Source organism: Sinorhizobium garamanticum (genome assembly GCF_029892065.1).
Classification (GTDB): Bacteria; Pseudomonadota; Alphaproteobacteria; order Rhizobiales; family Rhizobiaceae; genus Sinorhizobium; species Sinorhizobium garamanticum.
The window spans coordinates 3,073,281-3,092,763 of record NZ_CP120373.1 but is presented as its reverse complement, the minus strand read 5'-3'; the positions used below and the strand labels follow the sequence as shown (position 1 = coordinate 3,092,763).

Below are 19,483 nucleotides of genomic sequence, written 5' to 3'. Positions count from 1 at the left end.
GCCCTCATTCCTGTGCTCGTCACAGGAATCCAGCAGCGCCGCGTCGGCGGCGCGGAAGAGTCTTTTCAGCCCAAGGACTTGGGCTGACTGGATTCCTGTGACAAGCACAGGAATGAGGACAGGAGGAGATGCGTTACCGTACCGCAACCAACGAGGCAGAAGCTAACTACTGTCGTGTACTGTAGCGTCTGATTAGACGCGCGGCGCTGTGGGACGCACAAAAGGAACACTCCGGTGCGAAGCATTCATCCGGCCACATATCTTTTCGCGGCGCGCGCTTTGCGCGACTTTGGCGACGGCTTCGTCGCCATCCTGCTGCCGGTCTATCTGCTCGCCCTCGGCTTTTCGCCACTGCAAGTTGGCATCATCGCGACGGCGTCGCTCTTTGGCTCTGCCCTCCTGACGATCGTCATCGGGTTTATCAGCGCCCGCCATGATTTGCGCGGCCTGCTCCTGGCAACTGCCGGCCTGATGGTCGCCAGTGGTGCGGCCATGTCCATGCTCAACGATTATGCGCTTCTGCTGCTGGTCGCATTTGCCGGCACGATCAATCCCTCCGCCGGTAGCGTGAGCGTCTTCGTGCCACTGGAGCATGCGGTGCTCACCCGCGAAGTGGCGAGTGCCGAGCGCACGAGGATGTTCGCTCGCTACAGCCTCGTCGGCGCGCTTGCCAGCGCAGTCGGCGCACTCGCCGCGGCACTGCCCGACCTGATGACGCGCCTGGCGCTGGAGCAACTGACCGCCATCAAGCTTATGTTCGTTCTCTATGCGGTCGTGGGCCTCCTTGGCGGCCTTCTTTATGCTCAGATACCGCCTCGCCCCGCGAGCCGCGAATCCGACAAAGCTACGGCACTTGGCCCCTCGCGTGCCATCGTCCTGAAGCTTGCAGCCCTGTTCAGCCTCGATGCATTCGCCGGCGGATTCGTGGTCCAGTCGCTGCTCGCCCTGTGGCTGTTCGAGCGGTTCAATCTCTCGCTCTCTGAAGCCGGTGTGTTTTTCTTCTGGACGGGTGTGCTGTCGGCGTTTTCGTTCCCCGTCGCCGCGTGGTTGTCGAAGCGGGTCGGGCTCGTCAACACCATGGTGTTTACGCACATTCCCTCAAGCATTGCCTTGGCGCTCGCGGCATTCGCGCCAAGCTTGCCGATCGTGCTCGTCTTGCTGCTCATTCGAGCGGCACTCTCGCAGATGGACGTGCCAACACGCTCGTCCTATGTGATGGCAGTCGTGACGGAGGCGGAACGCGCCGCGGCCGCAAGTTTCACGTCGGTGCCGCGCAGTCTTGCGGCCGCCGCCAGCCCTGCGCTCGCGGGCGCTCTCTTTGCTGCATCCTATCGCGCTTGGCCGCTCCTCATCTGCGCCGCACTGAAGATCACCTACGACCTCCTGTTGCTGCGGCAATTTCGGCACGTCAAGCCGCCTGAGGAATGCTGAGCCAAAGGCTTCCTTGTCACATGGAAACGAGCCCCAGCCCCGATCCAGCTTGCATCCCTCCGCTCCTTAGGCGCAAGCTGGCCACATGATCGTGCTGTTTACGGATTTCGGCCTCAGCGGGCCCTATACGGGGCAGATGAAGGCCGTGCTGCACCGGGAGGCGCCAGGCATTCCCGTCATCGACCTCTTCGCCGATGCACCGGCCACCAACCCGGCAGCATCGGCCTATCTGCTGGCGGCCTATGCCGTGTGGTTTCCGGCCGACACGGTCTTTCTCTGCGTCGTCGATCCCGGCGTGGGCGGCACGCGGCCGGCCGTGGTCGTGCAGGCCGATCGGCGGTGGTATGTCGGCCCCGGCAACGGCCTGTTTGAACTGGTCCAGCGGCGCGCCGGAAAGACGCGGTCGTGGGAGATCGACTGGAGGCCCGAACAGCTGTCGGCCAGCTTCCACGGACGCGACCTGTTTGCGCCGGTGGCGGCGATGCTGGCGCGCAGCGAGCCGCCGCCCGGCCAGCCGCGCGACGATTCCGGCCGGCGGCCCGACTGGCCGGACGACCTGGCCGAGATCGTCTATCTTGATCATTACGGCAATGCCATGACCGGGCTCAGGGCGGCCATGCTGCCGGCCGATGCGAAACTTGTGGCAGCCGGCCGAGTGCTGGAACGAACCAGAACGTTCAGCGACCGGTTGCCGGGCAGCGCGTTCTGGTACGAGAATTCGAACGGGCTCGCCGAGATCGCGGTCAACCAGGGGCGCGCGGACCGGGAGCTTGGCCTCGCAGTGGGCAGCCCCGTCGAGATCACCTCTTGAGAGTCGAGATCATCTCTCCAGAAAGGAGGAACTTATGACCGAGAATATCGCTAAGAAGTCCTGCACGCCCTGCCGCGGCGGCATACCGCCGCTGACCAGGGAAGAGGCGGCCGGATATCTTTCGCAGACGCCAGGCTGGGACCTCCTGGACGACGGGCATCTGATCCGCCGGAAGTTCCAGTTCGACGATTTCAAACAGGCGCTGGCCTTCGTCGACGAGGTCGGCCGGCTGGCGGAGGACGAAGGGCATCACCCCGACGTCTGCTTCGGCTGGGGCCATGCGGAGGTCTCGCTGTGGACCCACAAGATCAAGGGCCTGCACGAGAATGATTTCATCATGGCGGCCAAGATCAACCAGTTGCCGGGGGCATCGTGAATTTTCCGGTGAGGCCGGCCTGCAGAGGTCGGCCTTGTCCGCGGCTGCGCCGTTTCGGAAATTTGAGCGGGATGAGGAAAAGTGTGCGCGGTTTTCCGCCCGCATCCCGCTTTAAGTCATCGTTGCCCCAATCCGTGCGAAGACGCGGATCCGCAGGCTGGACGTTACTCCGGCGGCTATCACCCTGGCCAGCCGGCGCGCGTCGCCGGGCGATCGTTGGCGTGGCTCCAGAGTGCTTCACCAGGAGCGGTGACGCTCCTCTGCGGACCAGTGACGGATGTAGCACTCACATACTCGGCGGCAAGTAGTGACCTGGGCACGGGACCTTACGCGAAGGTTCATCACAGTCTACAGCGCCGCGCGTCTTATCAGACGCGCAAAGGACGCTGTAGCACTTTGAACTGCTGCATGTTTTTATCCTTAAAATCGGCTACGATTTAAGGAAACATGCAGTAGGTTTGGGCGTCAGAATTTGATTGGCAACCCCCATTCAAGGAGGAACTGATGGCCAAGCTTCTCGTCCTTTACAGAATGCCCAAGGACACCGCGGCTTTCGACCGATACTACCGCTCCACCCACATTCCCTTGGCCCAGAAGCTGCCTGGTCTCAGAAAGTACGAAATCAGCAATGGCGCGGTCTCGAGCCCCGCCGGCGCGGCCGATCTCCACCTTGTGGCGACACTTCATTTCGATTCGATAGCCGACATCCAGAGCGCGTTCTCATCACCGGAGGGTCAGGCCACGGCCGGAGATTTGGCGAATTTCGCAGACGGCGGCGTCGATCTTTATTTCTTTGAGACCGAAGAGGTTTGATTCATTTGCACGAAAGTCGGGCGCCGAGGTGGCGGGTCAGCTTTCGGTTGGTCGCCGACGAGGAAGGCGTGGGCGGCGACCAGTTCCAGGTAGAGAGGAGTCAAGGTGCGCTCGACTGTGTTATACTGCATGTTTCCTTAAATCGTAGTCGATTTAAGGAAACATGCAGCAATTCAAAGTGCTACAGCGTGCTTTGCGCGTCTGATAAGACGCGCGATGCTGTAGTTGCGCATCCACTTCGATGGGAGGAGTCCATGGGCGTGAACTTCCCAAATGAAAGTCCGGAATATCGCCGCGCTCGCGAAAGGCTGCTGCAGCGTGAGGTGGCCCTCCGGCGTGAGATGGAGGCAGTGGCCGCGGAGATCCGTGCGCTCCCGCCGGGTGGGGTCGTTCCCGAGGATTACGAGTTCGACCACATCGGCGCCGACGGCGTTCCTGCCAAGATACGTTTGTCGGAGCTGTTCCGGCCCGGTACGGATACCCTGATCCTCTACCACTATATGTTCCCGCGGCATCGCAGCGACGACCGGCGCGGTCCGAGCAATGGCCCGATGGCAGATCTTCCCCTTGAAGACGGACCGTGCCCGTCGTGCACTGCATTGCTCGACAATTGGGAAGGGGCGGTCCCGCACGTCGAGGGACTCGGAGCCAATATCGCGGCCGTGGCGAAAGCGCCGATCGAACAAGTTGCGGCCTTCGCCGCGCATCGTGGTTGGCGCAATTTGAAACTGCTTTCAGCCGCCAACAACAGCTTCAAACGCGATTACCATGGCGAGGACGAGGATGGACAGCAGGTGCCGATCCTGACGGTGTTCCACAAAGGCTCGGACGGGGTGGTGAGGCTGAGCTGGGCCTCCGAGTTGTTGTTCTCACCGGCGGAGCCGGGACAGGATCCGCGCCATGTCGGCACGGTCGAGCCGATGTGGACGCTCCTGGACCTCACTCCCGGTGGGCGGCCGAACGCGTACGAGCAAATTGAGCGGCAGTACTATTGAGCGCTGCATCGACGGGTTCTTGTCCGACCAACCAGTTCGAGATCGGCCCGCGTCAGGCTGAAATGATCGCCCACAACTGCGTCACCCCCATTGCGAGGACGAGAATGATGCTTGCCCCGGTAAACAGCGCCATAGGTACCTGCTTCAGGTGAGCGCCGAAGCTGCTGCCCGAGAAGTCGTCGACTGCATCGTCCAGCATTGCCTTCAAGTCATCCAAGGCGGACTTGGTTGCCAAGACCCCGTAAACCGTGATTGCGACCACAATCGTCGCCAGCGCGGACCTGGCGGCCAGTCCCGATGATGATGCGTAAGCGAGGATCGCGAACATGGTCGCGATGCTGGCGAAAAAAATGATCGCGTATGTCTGCGTCAGATGGGCAAGCCGCGCAGCCACGGCCATTACGTATTGATCAATGTTGAGTTTCGCCATGTGCCCCTCCAGCAAGTGCCCCCCGCTTGGGTACTGAGTTGCAAATGAACTAAAAAGCGAAGAGCTCTTTCTTACCTCGTTGAAGGCCGCCAGGACGGCATTGAAATTCCCCGTTCTGGTCGCACCTCTCCATCCCAACAACTGTAGCACAAGTTGAAGGGAATATCAGTATCTCCTAATAATAGTAGGTCTGGAGCTCCGTCCTCTGAATGTCCGAAAACGGCGCGGCTACAGCGCCCGCGCGTCTTATCGGACGCGGACGCTGTAGCACTTAAGGAAACATGCAGTAGGCACGCGCCCGGATAAGCCGCTCCAGCACTTTCAAGGCTATAGCCCGGATTCTTCCGTTCAAGCTGCGTTCATGCAAAACGCGCTATAAACCATTGAAAGACATCACGATGTTGGCCGCCTAACAGAGGCGGCAGGCGACCCAACCATGCCCGGGAACCGGAAAAAGCCGGAGTAAGGTCAAATACCGGATGTCGCATGACGGCTGCCTCCCCAGGGAGTTGAAAACGTGAAACGCACCCTCTTGAAAATTGCCGCGACCGGTATGCTCTTGCTTGCTCCGGCGATCGCTCAGGCGGCAGAAGGCTTCGCGACGGCGAACGTCAATTTGCGCGCCGGCCCAAGCACAGCATATCCGGCGGTCACCGTTATTCCGGCCGGCGAATCCATCGAAATCTACGGCTGTCTTGCCGATGTGCCATGGTGCGACGTGGAGTTCTACGGCGACCGTGGCTGGGTGCACGGCCGATATATCCAGGCACTTTATCAACAGCGCCGCGTTTATGTCGGCCCTCGATATTATCGCCCGCTCGGTATTCCCGTCGTTGTCTTCAGCTTCGGCAACTATTGGGATCGTCACTATCGCGACTATGACTTTTATCGCGATCGCGATCGCTGGCGCCGCGGACCGGACTTCTATCGCGGCCCGGACCGCCGTGCGGAACCTTACCGGCCGCCCAGCCGCAGACCTGAGTTCGAGCCGAGGCCAGTTCCGCCCCCGGAATTCGACCGGAGACTGGAGCGGAGACCCGATTTTAGGCGTACCCCTGAAAGACGCCGGGACTTTGACGATCGTCCGGATCGCCTTCCGGATTTCGATCGCGCCCCCAGCCGCAGGCCTAATGTCGACAGGCAGCCGGACTTTGACCGTGATCTGCGCGGCGGCGGCGATCGCAACCGCCGGAGCTTCGAACGTGGGGGCGATGACGACGATCGGGTCATCCGCCGCGGCGGCGGCGATCGCAACCGCCGGAGCTTCGAACGCGGGGGCGATGACGGCGATCGGGTCATCCGCCGCGGTGACGACAATCGTAACCGCCGCGGTGGTGACAATGACCGCCGCAGGCCGCAGCGACCTGTCTGCCAACCCGGCGAACCGGGATGCCCGGACTAGCGCGGGATGAGGAAAAGTGTGCGCGGTTTTCCGCCCGCATCCCGCGCTAACTTCTTAGAAGCGATCACGTTTATGATTTCAGGTCGATCCGACCTGAAATCATCGTGATCTCATGCGGTCCAGGGGCGGCAGAGATGCCGCCGCCCGAAGGCGCCGCACCCGGTTCATGAGAGGCATCGCCGCCCGGCGGCCCCGAGGCCGCAGTGTTGCGGTCCGTCGCCGACTGAATGCCGGGCCTCGACCCGAAAACGACTTTCCAGCCACGGTTCACAAATGACCGCTGTGCGCCCCCAGACGGTCGTTAAGGCACCCGGTTTGTCGTTCTGAAAGCTGCCGGTCGGCTACGAAAGCGCCAATGCCACAATCACAATACTTTCAGGGCTTCAGGGGAGTTGAGCGAGGATATCGTCGACGATACTCGGGACGGTACTGGCCGTGTCGATATTGATGCCAGCGGGAAGATATTCCCGAGTACGATGGTAGTGGAGTACCAGTGCCCGCTCGGCCGGTTCGAAGCCAGGCTCATTCGGCCGTCCATCTAATCTTCGGTTCAACGTCTCAACGTCGATGTCGAGCACGAATACCTTGTCGAATAGGTGCAGAAATTTTTGGGAATTGCGCGAGCCGCCACAGAAGAATGTGGCAGGGTGGGTGGTGTCGGCAGCAATGGTCCGGACCTTGTCAACGGGCCAGATCCAGTGCGCGTATCCCCAAGCGATGCGGTCTGCGCCTTTGGGTGGTCCTGCGAGTGCCTGGCCTGTCTCGGGGTCACCGACATAAGCTAAGACCCGATCACCATGGATGACATGGTAGCCCCGCCGCTGCAGTTCTGTAGCGACAGACGTCTTTCCAGTGCCGGAACCGCCTTCGATCAGATAGTTCTTGATGCCCATAGGCATTGTTTATCATGGCTTCCAATCGGGTGAGAAGACACCCTACCTGGGAGTGCTCAGGCAATCGCTGACCGATCAGGTCAGCTGTCCGTCCGCAACGCTAGTGCAGCCACGTCCGGAACGCGCCCTCGCTCCGGCCGGAAAGGCCGGTGGAGTCACTTCCCAAGGGCAGACGTTCCCCCGAGGCGAGTTTCCCGACCCGCGCTACTCGCCTATGCTGGAAAGCAATTCGTCGAGCTGCTCCAACTGCTCCGGCAATGCGGCCGCCCCGCCCTGTATTGCTTCCTCAAGCGCCTCCTTGGACGGATAGACTTCGTGGAAGTTCAGCAGCGTCTTCCCGCCCTGCTCCTCGAAGGTCACGGTCGTGACCGCGCCCTCTTCGCCCTCGTCGTTGGTCCAGACGATGCGCTCGTTCGGCACCACCTCGAGATACTTGCCGTAGAAGGCCATGGTGTCCGAACCGCCGGCGCCGAATTCCAGCCGATATTTGCCGCCGGTACGGACGTCCATATCGCACGATACGAGCGAAACGCCGGATGCCGATTTTGGCACCCACCAGCGCTGGAACAGCTCGGGCTGGCTCCACGCCCTGTAAACCGTGCTCGGCGGCGCATTGAATGTCCGCGTTATGACGAGTTCGCGATCCCCTTTGCGCTCGACTGACGTGCGGTTCTGCGCACCACCTGCACTGTCAACTTGCTGATTCATCGCTTCCCTCCTGTTTCATTTCGCTGATGATTTCGTCCAATGCTTCGAAGCGGGCCTCGAAGAGCTTGCGATGCGCCTCAATCCACTCGGCCTCCGCCCTGAGGCCGCGTTTCCCAAGCTTGCAGGTTCTCACCCGTCCGACCTTCTGCGTGACGACGAGCCCCGCCCGCTCGAGAACCTGGACGTGCTTCTTCATGCCGGTCAGCGTCATCTGGAACTTATCCGCGAGACTGGTGATCGACGCGTCCCCTCGCCCAAGCTGATCGATGATCCCGCGGCGGGTCGCATCGGACAGCGCCGCGAACGAGAGATCGAGGGGAGGACTTACATACTGAACCATATAGTTCAGTTTCTAACCTGCTCGCGTAGTAAGCGCAAGCGTCCCGAACTTTCCCTGCCGTAGACCGGTCATTCGAGGTCATGCACCGCGGCGGCGGTATGCAGCGGTTTTGGGGACAACGAAATGCATAAAAACAAGGACCTAAACCGCGTCGCATGAGTCCGGTTGAACGCGACATGCATTAGGCTGGAGATGCCTCAAGGATGGAAATGGGTCCCTTGGTCTCAATCACGCGTTCAAGCTGTAGCCCCGCGGCGTCGAAAAGGCTTGCATACTGCGCTTCGGTCCTCTCCAGGCCGCCAGTGATGGCGAGCATGACCACGTCGATTCCTTTAATCAGGTTCGGTTCGTCACCCGGCGGCACGAGCGTCTCGGCCACAAGTACCTTGCCGTTCGGTTGCATAGCCTTGCGACATTTTTGCAGGATCACCGCGGCACGCTCATCGTCCCAATCGTGAACGACCTTCTTGAGGACGTAGACATCAGCACTGGGGACGCTCTCAAAGAAGTCACCCGCGACAAATTCCGTGCGCGGCAGGCTGCCGCCGGCACCCTGCTGGGCTGCGGCGAGGCCCGAAGGCAGGTCGAAAAGCACGCCGCTCAGATGCGGGTTGCGCGCCAGGATCGCCGATAGAAGCTGACCATGTCCGCCGCCAACGTCGACGACCCGCGTGAACGGCCCAAAGTCATAAGCTTCGGCAACGGCCTCGTTGCTGCCTTGGCTCATGGCGACCATGGCACGCTGAAACAACGCAGCCTGCTCCGGGTGTTGCGACAGCCAGTCAAACCTTGGGCTTCCGAACACCTTGTCGAAGGCTGGCTTTCCTGTGCGAACGGAATACAGCAGTTGCTCGAAGGCGAGATAGGCCTCGCTGTTGATCATACGAACGAAATCACGGGGACCCGGCTGATCGGAGCGCAGCACGGCGCCAAGCTCTGTCAGCTCGAAATGACGCGGTACCACTTCCCTAAAGACCCCTTCGGGCGCGAGAAGTCGCATGACACGATAAAGCGCATCAGCCTCGGACTGAGTGGCGGCTGCTAACTCATCCACCGACCGCTCGCCGGCGGCCAGGAGATCGGGGACGCCGAGCTCGACAATGACGCGCAGTGCCTGTGACACGGCGAACCCGAATCCTAGCCTCATGATCTGTTGTGACGCGCTGGTCATGGCTTTTTCCTCCGCTGACGCCGGAAGCTTAGCAGAATGGAGCGAGCGAGACGCGTCCGCAAATTGGAGGAGCACCGGGGGTGACAGTTGAAAAGCTTCGGTTCACTCAGGCGCTATCGCGATAGTCCGCAAGGCAGTGCAAATCCGGTCGTCGCCTCGTCATCAATCACGAGCACAGCGAATATCGCTAGGTTTCATTCGAGGGAGCCTTGACCATGGTTCCATTTGCGGGGCAGCGCCATGTGCTCAGGCACGTGAGGGCGGAGTTCGTCGAGCGGGAACCGATCCGCCACCTACTCGTAAAGGCGGCCCAATGACGTGTTCGAGTTCACCATTCGCAACGAACGTGAAAGCTCGATCCTTTCCGGTCGTCGCGAAATACCTCACAGTGCGGTGCCCGTGTCTGTGACGAAGGAGAGCAGCAGTTGGAGATTCCCGACCAGTTCCTGATTTGCGAGACCAATTTTTGGTTCGTAAACCACCGAATGGACTCTGCGCTGCCAGGGTATCTGATGATTGCTTCCAAGCTGCCGGTCCATGACCTTTCGGACCTCCCACACGGTGCGCTGACGGAATTCGGGCCGCTGCTCGCAGAAGCGCAGAAGGCTTTGCGAACGGCCCTGAAGCCCGTTCGGGTCTATATCGGCCGCTACGGTCACTCTCCGGGCTATCCGATCCATTTTCATTTGGTCCCGGTCTATGACTGGGTTGAAGGGCTATTTTGGCGCGACGATCGATACAGAGTCCTCGAACACTTTGTTGAAGCGCGGGACGAGCCGGACACGGACGGCGCAGAACTCACGCTGTTCATTTGGAGGGAATTTTGTGAGCGGCCGAACCCTCCACCTATCGAAGGTCTTTCCGTCCCGGAGACGATTGCGCTGCTCCGGGATAGGATGAGCAAGGAGGTTGGTAGGTGAGCCTTCTAACCTTCTGCGACCCGCGCGAGCGAGCGGGAAGGATCGACCCTTTGTGGACTTTGGGGGATCGGCAATACTGCAACGAGTGCCTCCATTTCAGGAAACACGATCATGACTCCACAGCGCCCTTCTCAGTGTCTTTTTTGCGAGATGGCTCAGGGTCGGATTAGACCAAGCACCATTTTTGAAAGCGATCGACTGCTGGCCTTCCTCGATATCTATCCAATTCGTCGCGGCCACGTTCAAATTATTCCTCGCGACCATTTCACCCATTTCGATGATTTGCCAGGTGATCTCGCGGGCGAGATCACCACCTTGGGGCAGAAGATTGCCCGCGCTCAGAAGCGGATCTACAGAGTAGAGCGTGTCGCGTTCCTCTTTACAGGAGGCGACATTCCACACGTGCATGCTCACGTGGTTCCTATGGTGGAAAAGACCGACATAACATCGCGGCGCTACATCAAAGAAGAAACACTTACGTTTGCAGCGACGCCTCGAGCTACTATGGACGAACTCAACGTTGTGGCCAATGAGCTAACCAGCGCGCTTGACACCGCATAGTTCCGCTTTCCGCACCCTATTGAGAAGTTCATCGTCATCGCGATTTGATCCCCTACTGTTGTTTTAGCCGGAACCCAACGCTGCGTCCTCGAAATGCGCGAGGCGTTTTCCAGCCGCGCCGGCACGGGGCCGGGAAGCGGCCGCAGTGTCCCTGGCACATTGTCATCGTCCCTGCGTGACGGACTGGCTTCAATTCGCTTTGCATCGGTCTCCAATTTCCATATCCTAGGTTACACCATTCGAGACCCGTTTCATGCAAAAGTTGTCTGATCGCGAGGTCGCGGAATGCATGCGAAAGCGCGTGAGTTCTTGGAAGAGATTGATTGCGGGTCGGGGCGTTCGAGGCTGATGATCGAAATGTGCCTGAAATCGATAAGGGGGGCAGAAACTCTGCTCACGGAAGACGTCGCGACCGACAGACAAAGAGCCAACTGAACCAATGGACGAGTGGAGAATTCACTGGCTCGAGGCGGAAGGCGATCTGAAGCGCTGGCGGGACCCGATCGTCGCCGGAGTTGACGAGGCACGCGGGGCAGTATCGCGCCTGCTCCCTCCGCCCGCCCTCGACATTCTCGTGCAGCGGCAACCCGGGAAGGTTATCCCGGAAATCGGCATGGTTGGCTTCGCCTACCGAAGCTCCCTGTTCTCGCTGACCATCGACCCCGACAATCCCAACCTTACACGCTGTCTCGACGACGGTACTCTCGTCCGCCAGGTCGTCCACGAAGCGCATCACTGCCTCCGGATGGCGGGTCCCGGCTACGGACGCAGCCTCGGAGAAGCTCTGGTCAGCGAAGGGCTGGCAGGGCAGTTCGTGCGGGAGCTGTTCGGCAACCCGCCGGAGCCTTGGGAATGCGCGGTCGATGATGAAGCACTGCGCAGCAATCTTCCCGTCGAGTCGTTGCTATCCTCCGCCGATTACGATCACGCGTCCTGGTTCTTCGGAACGGGCGGGACGCGGCCGCGATGGCTCGGTTACACCCTTGGCTACAAGCTCGTCGGCCACTGGTTAACCAAGGTTTCCCCGATCACTCCGGCCACATGGATCGATGTTCCGGCGAGTATCGTTCTTGCCGCGGGGCTCAAGGAAATTTAGGTCTCGGCGAGCAGCACTCGCCCAAGCTGCCGGGCGCCCTCGCCCGGCCAACCCATCACAACCGGAGCACCCCCGGCTCATCGCTTGTCCGTGTCCTGCTTGCGCATCGCCGCCTCGCCGGCGTCCGACACCTCGACCCATTTCTTGTCGGGCGCGGCGTCCTCGACGTAGCTGTCGTGCCAGTTCCACCACTTGTAGGTCGGGGTCTGGGGATAGCCCTCGGGCGAGTCCTCCCAGACCTCCTGCCGGCCGAGCGGCGTGATGTCGAGATAGTTCCAGGTGCCCCCCATCTGCTCGTCGCCGCGGTTGTTGACGAAGTAGGTGCGGAAAATGCGGTCGCCGTCGCGATAGAACACGTTGGTGCCGTGCCACTCGTCCACGCCGAAGTTGGCGTCGAAGCTGTCGGTGATGGTGAACCACGGCATGTCCCAGCCCATACGCTCCTTCAGCCGGGCGATGTCCGCCTGGGGTGCGCGCGAGACGAAGACCAGTGTCGTGTCGCGGGCATTGAGGTGGGCGAGATGGGCCACCTGGTCGGCCACCATGGAGCAGCCCCGGCAGGCATGGTCCGGCCAGCCGAACACGCCCGGCTCGTAAAAGGCGCGGTAGACAATCAGCTGGTGCCGGCCGTCGAAGAGGTCGGCGAGGCTGACCTTGCCCTCGGGCCCTTCGAAAACGTAGTCCTTCGTCACGGCCATCCATGGCATTCGCCGGCGCTCGGCGGCGAGCGCATCGCGCGCCCGGGTCTGGGCCTTTTCCTTGACAAGTAGCTTCTGGCGGGCCGCCTCCCATTCCTCCGGCGATACGACCGGCGGGGTGTGCATGGCAGGTTGTCCGTCCTTGCGTGCATTCTCGGCTGGCGTAGTCATCGCTCTCGAACCTCCTGTTCGGGGCGATGTGCCGCATGTCGCGGCCGCTCATCGCCCGTTGTTCATAAGCACAGTCTGGCTCGGGATCTCGAGAGATGCGAGTAACAAGTGTGTCGCCATTCCGATGGCGCCGAATTGCAGCCGCGGCGGGCGGCCGGTCGACGAAGGCGCTACCGCAAGTTTCCTTAAATCCTGGCCGATTTAAGGAAAAACATGCAGCAATTCAAAGCGCTACAATGTCCCTTGCGCGTCTGAAAAGAAGCGCGGCGCTGCAGGCAAGGATCGGCGCGGGTTCTGCATCGGCGAGACGGCTTAGGCGGGGGCGCTCGCGCGCACCAACCGGAGGTTGATTCTGACACATTAATTAATATATGTTTAATAGCCAGTGCCTCGCACGAGAACGCATCATACGGTCACTTGCGGGAATATTAGGGGACCGGCCGGCGTCACAGCACTGTCGCGCCAACAGAGGAAGATGCGCTATGCCGATCGGACCTCACATTCCCCTTCACGATGTCGACATGCTCAGCGAAGTGTTCGAGGAGTTGCTGGAGGATCATCAAATGCTCCGCGCCAGCGCTGTGGCAGAGGGCGCCCTCACACGCCTGATCTTCAATTACAACCTCGGCATCCGCGATCCGGCGATGCTGAAAATGCTTACCGTGCCTTTCCTGCGGCAGCGTCTGTCGGGAACACACTGACCGGAAGAGAGATCGCCTTGAACTGCGGGCCCGCATCCGAAACACGATGCAGGATCGAAGACCGCCCGCGTGCCAAACCCGCGCAGCTCGGCTCCCACACAAGCGGGGTCCCACGCTTTTCTTGGCGAAGGGCCCCGCTCTAAATCGCTTCTGAAATCACTATAGGTTCGTGTCGGTGCAGTGTCGCCGGCACCCCCAAAGGTTGAAGTATCGTCCTCTTTGGTCCGATGATCATCGGACCAAAGTCCGGCGCGATATGGGCCAAAAGTCTGATATTCGATTTTTGCATGAACATGTGAAGAGGAGCCCCGCCACGAGGGGGCGACGGGCTCCTGTTGATGAAAGATGTTGGTCTGATCATCGGCGCCGAAACCTGTCGGCATGCCTTCCATGAACCAACTCGAAGACCCACAGCGTCCTTTGCGCGTCTGATAAGACGCGCAGGCGCTGTGGATCAGGCCGTCAGCGGACGATCTGGACCACCCTGCGAGACCTCGGTTCGACGATCACCCGCTGGTCGTTGACGACGGCCACCGAGTATTCCGGAGCCTGCGGAACCGGAGTCAGCACGACCGTCTCTGGAAGAGGCTGGCCAACGACGATCCGTTTCCGGACGACGACCGACGGCGGTGCGGGCATCTGTTGGACTGTGGTAACCACCCTCGGAGGCGGCGGTGCCAGTGCGCCGCCAAGTGCGCCTCCGACAACTGCGCCAACGCCAGCACCGACCGGACCGCCGATAATGGCGCCTGTCGCGGCACCGCCGGCGATACCTGCGGCAGTGCCGCGGTTGCCGTCGTTGTTATTCTGAGCGATCGCGGGGCCGCCAAGGAGGGCGGCTGCCGCAGCGATGAAAACAAGTTTTTTCATTGTCGCCTCCTTTGTTGGATAAGGGGGCAACGAGTGGGGCTGGAAAACAGTTCCAGCCGCTGGACTTAAGTCCGACAGGCAAAGCCAAAGGTCCTAGGACCGTTGCGGGCCGTCCGCCTCGAACATATGGTGACGGTAGAGCGCCGACGACACGACAAGTCCCCGACACCGCCGTAGGCGCGCAAAGGTCCCAGAGCCACCGCGATTGTCCCTTCAAACCGCTCTGGGACCCTCCTCTTGCCTTGAACGACAGCGCGCGTCTTGTCAGACGCCACAGTATGCGACCGTGACGTAATTGGGTTTGGCGGATGCCTCATCAAGTCAGTTGGGTCGTGACGCACGGCCGCCCCACCCTCTCCTCATCCTGTGCTTGTCACAGGAATCCTGTGTGTCGAAACTGTGCTTATATGATTTGCGGGCGGAAGGCCGCCGGATTCCTGTGACAAGCACAGGCCCGCTGTCATGTATTGTGATCAGACGTGCAAAGGACGCTGTAACACTTTGAATTCCTGCATGTTTTTTCCTTAAGTCGGCCACGATTCAAGGAAACAGGCAGCAGGCTCTCGAAAAGTGCAGTGCTTGGGCCTGTCACAACCGGCTCAAAATTGATAGCTTTGCGGCCCTCTACAGGAACGCCCTCCAGCCTACAGGAGCAGAGAGATGCGCGCAGTCGCCAAGCTCGACGACACTGCAACGGGGCCTTTCTGGACACCGCCGTTGCCCGTCGACCGGGACGAACTAAGCCCATCGATCCTGAGCGAACTCGATCAGCGAGGCGAGCGCCAGAGCTTCAAGGGTTACGTGCTGCAAATCTATGACGCGCCGGACAGCAAACCGTCCGGTGTGTTCGAAATCGCCTTCTGCGCGAAAAGCCGGACGGCGTGCGCCATTTACGAGGCGGAAACGCAGGATGGGCGCGACGCGAAGCGACGCGTCGTGACGACGGATCCTCACTGGCTTGCTGCCGTCAGCCCCCGCGACGCCGCGGGCACTTTCTTCCAGTTGCTTGTGGACACGCCCCCGGAAGCCTGAGCGCAGCGCCGGCATCGGCATTCATTCGCGCCGCTTGCGGACGGCCAATCCTATCTCCGCGAGCGTTCCGAGCGCGACGCCGAACACGATCCAGTAAAGCCCTTCATCGATCGCCTGGCCCAACGACGAAGCCGTTGTGAACGGCGATAAGGCATCCGGATCCAGATAACCCGTCGAGACGACCAGCCCCAGCGCGATCTCCCAGACACCGGCCACAAGCGCCACGATTGCCACAAGGCGAGCAGCGTATGAAAACACCGTTCCACCTCCTCCCTGTTGTCGCAGAACGCTAACCGAAAAGTCCAGGAAAGACGACGCCGAGTGCACCGCGCGGTACGGTGCGAGCCGCAAGCGTCGTGATGCTTTCGACCTCCGCACCTGCTAGGCTGAGCAAGTCGAAGAATCAGCTACTGTGAGTCGTGGGCTACATATCCGAAAAATACGAAGCATATCTGGCCACGGCAGCCGAACTTCTTACCGCAGAGGGGATGATTGAGGCCGCCGACGCATTGCGGAAATCCACGCCAAAGGTCGAAGAAACCGGATATGATAATTGGAATGGCGGAACAACAATCTGGACCATCTACTTGCGGATGGAACCAGCAACTTATGCTGGGCTCGGCGCCAATCGTGAGGCGTTGGAAGAGCAGATTAGCAATCGGCTCAAGTTAATACTGGAACAGTACACGGACGACTGGTTCGGTATAAAGATTGTCCCCGAGGTTAAGCCACGCCCCGAATGGAGACAGACTGAAGGCGATATATCCCGCGTTACGCGCCAGAATGTCTTTGACGGATTGAGGATTGATAATGTCGTTTGGAGCGGCAGACTTGAGGAAGTCGAATTCCTGGAGCGGCTGTACGATCTGAAGTCCCTACCTTCCTATGACAGCCGTTTCCGCGACGCAGCCGGAGACATCTGGCAGCACCGGGTAAACAATCCGCAGGATTGGAGCGATGACTGGATATACGGCGACGCGCGCTTCAATCTGTTGCAGGGTCCCTCGGATTTGTTCCTTCGTTTTCTATGCGAAATAGTTCATCCCGTAGTTCGTCCTGACCGAAACGAAGCGCTGAAATTGGTGCAGCAATTCAACGACCAACTGCGGCTGGAAGGCTGGCACCTTGTCGAGGAAGAGAGAATTGCCGGTCGGCCACGGTTTGTCGGTCAGCGCATCCGCAATTCCGACGGCCGCTCAGTATCACGCGCCAGGACGGTGGCTGATGCACTTGATGCTGGGTGGATGCAGAAGGAAATTGCAAGACTCGAGAACGCAGTCGACCGCGATCCAGCATTGGCAATTGGAACTGCAAAGGAGCTTGTGGAGAGTTGCTGTAAGAGCATCCTATCCAAGCGGAGCGTCAGTATCTCTCGTAATGACGATCTGCCGAAACTGACGAAGGCTCTGGCGAAGGAATTGAAACTTGTGCCCGAGGGCATCTCTGACGAAGCGAAAGGAGCCAACACAATACGGCTCATTCTGCAGAATCTCTCAGCGATGACTCAACACTTGGCCGAACTGCGCGGACTATATGGATCCGGGCACGGCCGAGACGGCAAACATCGCGGATTGGAACCTCGACATGCACGCCTGGCTGTAGGCGCCGCAGTTGCGTTCATTGATTTCGTCACCGAGACCTATCATCAGCGATACGCTTCCAATCATGATGAGAACTAACGTCGCTCGATTTTCGCGCAATACGAACGACCGCTGGGCGTCATAAGTGGCCTTCATCCTGCGCCAAGAGCAATGCCGCGAAAAGTGTGCAACCGGTCGGAATTTCCTAACTTCAAAGAGTTAGATCATTGTCCGGCTGCCCGAAATGAATCGGGCTCAGTTTTGCTTCGCCGTCCATGCAGGTTGCAGGTCGCGCTGCAGAGTTTGAGATCGCCCTCGTCGGTTCGAACGGCGGTCAATACTTTCGAAGATCCGTGGTGGCAGTGCGGTCAACCGAGTTTGGCTTGGACGACAGGTGCAGTATTCTCACATCGGCCGTAATGCAGCGGCGACAGTCGATGGGCGGCAGGTTCTTTAAGCAGGACCTCTTGCCGGCTACAGCGCCGCGCGTCTAATCAGACGCGCAAAGGACGCTGTAGCACTTTGAATTGCTGCATGTTTTTGTCCTTTAATCGGCTACGATTAAAGGCAACGTGCAGTAGGCATCCATGGGAGCCGGAATTGAGCGCCAAGCCACGTCGGAAGAGCGTTGGGATAGAGCCGGATCGTGCAGCCGCCGCGGGAGAGCAGCCGAAGCGTCGGCGATTGCCGTCCGACGAACGTCGGGTTGCCATCCTTGCAGCGGCGGCGGAACTGTTCGCGGAAGAAGGTTTCGCAGCTTCGACCCGCAGGTTGGCCTCGCGCCTCGGTGTTACGCAGGCTGCACTCTACAAGCATTTTCGCAGCAAGGACGAGATTGTCGCCGCTCTGTTCGAGGAGCGTGCCAGGCAGTGGGGCAAGGAAGACTGGCATGCCGCGCTTGCCTTGGACGATGCGCCGCTCGCCGAACGGCTCGGTCGCCTTTATGCCCGTTATCTCGACGCCATTACCGGCCAGTCGATGCGCCTGTTCGTTCGAGCCGGTCTTGACGGCTATGGCCAGCCCGGTCGGCGCGGCGCCGCGCTGACCGCGTCTATCCTGGAGCCGGTCATTGCCGCGCTAAGACGCGAGGCCGGGCTGGCCGACCTTCCGACCCGCGCGATGCAGCACGAAGAGCGCGAAATCGCCATGACGCTGCACGGCTCCCTCATGTTTCTTGCGATCCGCAAGCACGTTTATCGGATGCAGTTGCCGGAGGATCTCACGGAACATGCCATGCGCCAGGTGCGCCTTTGGCTGCCTGGTGCGATTGCCGAGATGCGGCAGCTTCACGCCAGTCCTCCGGAAGAGATCGTGCCGCAGCTTGCCCCGCGGCGGTGAACCGGCGTAGGGGCTCGCTCGATCGAAGCCGTTCGCCGGGTAGCTACTTGCCCTCGCGATCCATCAGATACTTCGTGTAAGTGAAGTTGAAATCGCGGCCGGTCCGGTTCCGATGGCAGGAGAAACATCCGTCGAATTTCGCGTCCGCCTTGGGCGCGCCATCGGGCAGGTAGTGCGCATAGTCCCAGTCGCCGTTGCGCACCTCTGGCGGATAGGCATCGCCCCAGCCCGCGCGCTTCTCCATGACAAAGATGTTGGTTATCTGGTCGGTTGGCACGAGCCGACCGTCCGGCCCTAGTTCGGCGCTGCCCGAGGCGTCGAGCTTCGCCCGATGATCCTCCATGATGAGAATGGTTCCGTCAGGAGCCGGCTCACCGGCCTTCGCCTTGGTATGGGTCTCAGGGCTTACATACATGAAGCGGATGGTCTTGCGATCCGGACGGTCAACGGTGTTGTAAAGCACGAAGCGTTCGGCATAGCCACTCGGGAAGGCGACCCTGTCCGGCCCCGCAAGGGTATAACCCGCCACGCCCGCCGCGAAGACGGAGGCGAGGCTGATGACGACGATCTTGTTCATGCTTCCTCCCCCTACGGCCTTACGACAACGCGGGCGTGCATTTCCTCGTGGATGACGCATTCGAGATCGAACGCCCCTGATTTGCGGAGTGTCAGGCTTGTCTCGCTTCCCGGATCCTGCTTGCCGAGGTCGGTCGAAAAGCCGACGGTTGCTGTCAGCACATTGTGCGCTTCGGTATCGTCATTCACGAAGACGAGCGTGTCGCCCACCTTCGCCTCGATCATCGCGGGCGCGTAAGCCATGCCCGCCATGCCGATACGGTGTTCGCCGGCGTGACTCGCGGACGCCAAAACAGTGCCAGCCATGCCCAGAAGAATTGCTGCGCGCATGTTTCCCTCCCACAGGTTCATGCGTGTTGCAGGTCAGATAGCCTTGTCCAGATAAGCCAAGTTGTCAACTGACAACTTGGCTTTGAGGATAAGGTTTTTCGGGTTTGCCCGGATTACGATGTAAACTCATAAATTGTGTATCGAGGGGAGGTCTGAGCTTGCAGCAAAACTGCCGGCCCTCCATCTTTGGCGAATGCGACAGAACTACTCAGACTTCCTTGCGGATGAGATAACCGCCAT

At 60.2% G+C, this 19,483-nt stretch carries 23 protein-coding genes; 13 read left to right on the top strand and 10 right to left on the bottom strand.

Annotated elements, in window-relative coordinates; genetic code table 11:
- Positions 1 to 234 precede the first annotated feature (234 nt).
- The 5 genes from PZN02_RS14465 (at position 235) to PZN02_RS14445 (ending at position 4,426) form a co-directional block, all read left to right on the top strand.
- Complete coding sequence (locus PZN02_RS14465; protein WP_280658660.1) at positions 235 to 1,431, top strand: MFS transporter; 1,197 nt, start codon at positions 235 to 237, stop codon at positions 1,429 to 1,431.
- 85 nt (positions 1,432 to 1,516) lie between these two features.
- Positions 1,517 to 2,242 carry an SAM hydrolase/SAM-dependent halogenase family protein gene (locus PZN02_RS14460; RefSeq protein WP_280658659.1) on the top strand — a complete coding sequence of 242 codons (726 nt, stop codon included), beginning with the start codon at positions 1,517 to 1,519 and terminating at the stop codon, positions 2,240 to 2,242.
- 34 nt (positions 2,243 to 2,276) lie between these two features.
- Positions 2,277 to 2,618 (top strand): 4a-hydroxytetrahydrobiopterin dehydratase, encoded by a 342-nt coding sequence (locus tag PZN02_RS14455; protein ID WP_280658658.1) that lies wholly within the window; start codon positions 2,277 to 2,279, stop codon positions 2,616 to 2,618.
- Between the two features lie 504 nt (positions 2,619 to 3,122).
- Entirely contained in the window at positions 3,123 to 3,431 is a 309-nt protein-coding gene (locus PZN02_RS14450) for an EthD family reductase (RefSeq protein WP_280658657.1), read from the top strand.
- Between the two features lie 254 nt (positions 3,432 to 3,685).
- Positions 3,686 to 4,426 carry a DUF899 family protein gene (locus tag PZN02_RS14445; RefSeq protein WP_280658656.1) on the top strand — a complete coding sequence of 247 codons (741 nt, stop codon included), beginning with the start codon at positions 3,686 to 3,688 and terminating at the stop codon, positions 4,424 to 4,426.
- 52 nt (positions 4,427 to 4,478) lie between these two features.
- Here the strand turns inward: PZN02_RS14445 and PZN02_RS14440 are convergent, their stop codons facing one another.
- The gene (locus PZN02_RS14440) at positions 4,479 to 4,856 is read right to left on the bottom strand and encodes a hypothetical protein (RefSeq protein WP_280658655.1); all 378 of its coding nucleotides are present in this window, start codon (positions 4,854 to 4,856) and stop codon (positions 4,479 to 4,481) included.
- 517 nt (positions 4,857 to 5,373) lie between these two features.
- On the opposite strand from PZN02_RS14440, the gene PZN02_RS14435 reads away from it, so the two are divergent.
- Positions 5,374 to 6,258: an SH3 domain-containing protein gene (locus PZN02_RS14435; protein WP_280658654.1), complete on the top strand. Its 885-nt coding sequence runs from the start codon at positions 5,374 to 5,376 to the stop codon at positions 6,256 to 6,258.
- A 383-nt stretch (positions 6,259 to 6,641) separates the two neighbouring features.
- On the opposite strand, the gene PZN02_RS14430 is transcribed toward PZN02_RS14435, so the two are convergent.
- From PZN02_RS14430 to PZN02_RS14415, 4 genes are all read right to left on the bottom strand, one after another.
- Positions 6,642 to 7,151 (bottom strand): DEAD/DEAH box helicase family protein, encoded by a 510-nt coding sequence (locus tag PZN02_RS14430; protein WP_280658653.1) that lies wholly within the window; start codon positions 7,149 to 7,151, stop codon positions 6,642 to 6,644.
- A 204-nt stretch (positions 7,152 to 7,355) separates the two neighbouring features.
- A complete protein-coding gene (locus PZN02_RS14425; protein ID WP_280658652.1) occupies positions 7,356 to 7,859 on the bottom strand; it encodes an SRPBCC family protein in 504 nt (167 codons plus the stop codon).
- A complete protein-coding gene (locus tag PZN02_RS14420) occupies positions 7,843 to 8,199 on the bottom strand; it encodes an ArsR/SmtB family transcription factor (protein ID WP_280658651.1) in 357 nt (118 codons plus the stop codon). Before PZN02_RS14420 ends, PZN02_RS14425 begins: the two co-directional genes overlap by 17 nt.
- A gap of 181 nt (positions 8,200 to 8,380) precedes the next feature.
- A complete protein-coding gene (locus PZN02_RS14415; protein WP_280658650.1) occupies positions 8,381 to 9,370 on the bottom strand; it encodes a methyltransferase in 990 nt (329 codons plus the stop codon).
- Positions 9,371 to 9,795: 425 nt separating this feature from the next.
- Between PZN02_RS14415 and PZN02_RS14410 the strand changes: the two genes are divergently transcribed.
- The 3 genes from PZN02_RS14410 (at position 9,796) to PZN02_RS14400 (ending at position 11,947) form a co-directional block, all read left to right on the top strand.
- Positions 9,796 to 10,290, top strand: coding sequence for an HIT family protein (locus PZN02_RS14410; RefSeq protein ID WP_280658649.1), 495 nt, complete (start codon positions 9,796 to 9,798; stop codon positions 10,288 to 10,290).
- A 111-nt stretch (positions 10,291 to 10,401) separates the two neighbouring features.
- Entirely contained in the window at positions 10,402 to 10,851 is a 450-nt protein-coding gene (locus tag PZN02_RS14405; protein ID WP_280658648.1) for an HIT family protein, read from the top strand.
- Between the two features lie 439 nt (positions 10,852 to 11,290).
- A complete protein-coding gene (locus PZN02_RS14400) occupies positions 11,291 to 11,947 on the top strand; it encodes a DUF2268 domain-containing putative Zn-dependent protease (RefSeq protein WP_280658647.1) in 657 nt (218 codons plus the stop codon).
- Positions 11,948 to 12,024: 77 nt separating this feature from the next.
- Here PZN02_RS14400 and PZN02_RS14395 read toward each other — a convergent pair whose 3' ends face one another.
- Positions 12,025 to 12,816: a DUF899 domain-containing protein gene (locus PZN02_RS14395; protein ID WP_280658646.1), complete on the bottom strand. Its 792-nt coding sequence runs from the start codon at positions 12,814 to 12,816 to the stop codon at positions 12,025 to 12,027.
- 521 nt (positions 12,817 to 13,337) lie between these two features.
- Between PZN02_RS14395 and PZN02_RS14390 the strand changes: the two genes are divergently transcribed.
- A complete protein-coding gene (locus PZN02_RS14390; protein ID WP_280658645.1) occupies positions 13,338 to 13,517 on the top strand; it encodes a hypothetical protein in 180 nt (59 codons plus the stop codon).
- Positions 13,518 to 13,979: 462 nt separating this feature from the next.
- On the opposite strand, the gene PZN02_RS14385 is transcribed toward PZN02_RS14390, so the two are convergent.
- Entirely contained in the window at positions 13,980 to 14,387 is a 408-nt protein-coding gene (locus PZN02_RS14385) for a DUF1236 domain-containing protein (protein WP_280658644.1), read from the bottom strand.
- Between the two features lie 660 nt (positions 14,388 to 15,047).
- Here PZN02_RS14385 and PZN02_RS14380 point away from each other — a divergent pair.
- Entirely contained in the window at positions 15,048 to 15,419 is a 372-nt protein-coding gene (locus PZN02_RS14380; protein ID WP_280658643.1) for a hypothetical protein, read from the top strand.
- A gap of 21 nt (positions 15,420 to 15,440) precedes the next feature.
- Here the strand turns inward: PZN02_RS14380 and PZN02_RS14375 are convergent, their stop codons facing one another.
- A complete protein-coding gene (locus tag PZN02_RS14375) occupies positions 15,441 to 15,677 on the bottom strand; it encodes a hypothetical protein (RefSeq protein ID WP_280658642.1) in 237 nt (78 codons plus the stop codon).
- Positions 15,678 to 15,838: 161 nt separating this feature from the next.
- Here PZN02_RS14375 and PZN02_RS14370 point away from each other — a divergent pair, with 161 nt between their 5' ends.
- Both PZN02_RS14370 and PZN02_RS14365 read left to right on the top strand, forming a co-directional pair.
- The gene (locus tag PZN02_RS14370; RefSeq protein WP_280658641.1) at positions 15,839 to 17,098 is read left to right on the top strand and encodes an abortive infection family protein; all 1,260 of its coding nucleotides are present in this window, start codon (positions 15,839 to 15,841) and stop codon (positions 17,096 to 17,098) included.
- Positions 17,099 to 17,599: 501 nt separating this feature from the next.
- Positions 17,600 to 18,337, top strand: coding sequence for a TetR/AcrR family transcriptional regulator (locus tag PZN02_RS14365; protein WP_280658640.1), 738 nt, complete (start codon positions 17,600 to 17,602; stop codon positions 18,335 to 18,337).
- A 43-nt stretch (positions 18,338 to 18,380) separates the two neighbouring features.
- Here PZN02_RS14365 and PZN02_RS14360 read toward each other — a convergent pair whose 3' ends face one another.
- Positions 18,381 to 18,914: a cytochrome P460 family protein gene (locus PZN02_RS14360; RefSeq protein ID WP_280658639.1), complete on the bottom strand. Its 534-nt coding sequence runs from the start codon at positions 18,912 to 18,914 to the stop codon at positions 18,381 to 18,383.
- 11 nt (positions 18,915 to 18,925) lie between these two features.
- Entirely contained in the window at positions 18,926 to 19,243 is a 318-nt protein-coding gene (locus PZN02_RS14355; protein ID WP_280658638.1) for a cupredoxin domain-containing protein, read from the bottom strand.
- Between the last annotated feature and the right edge of the window lie 240 nt (positions 19,244 to 19,483).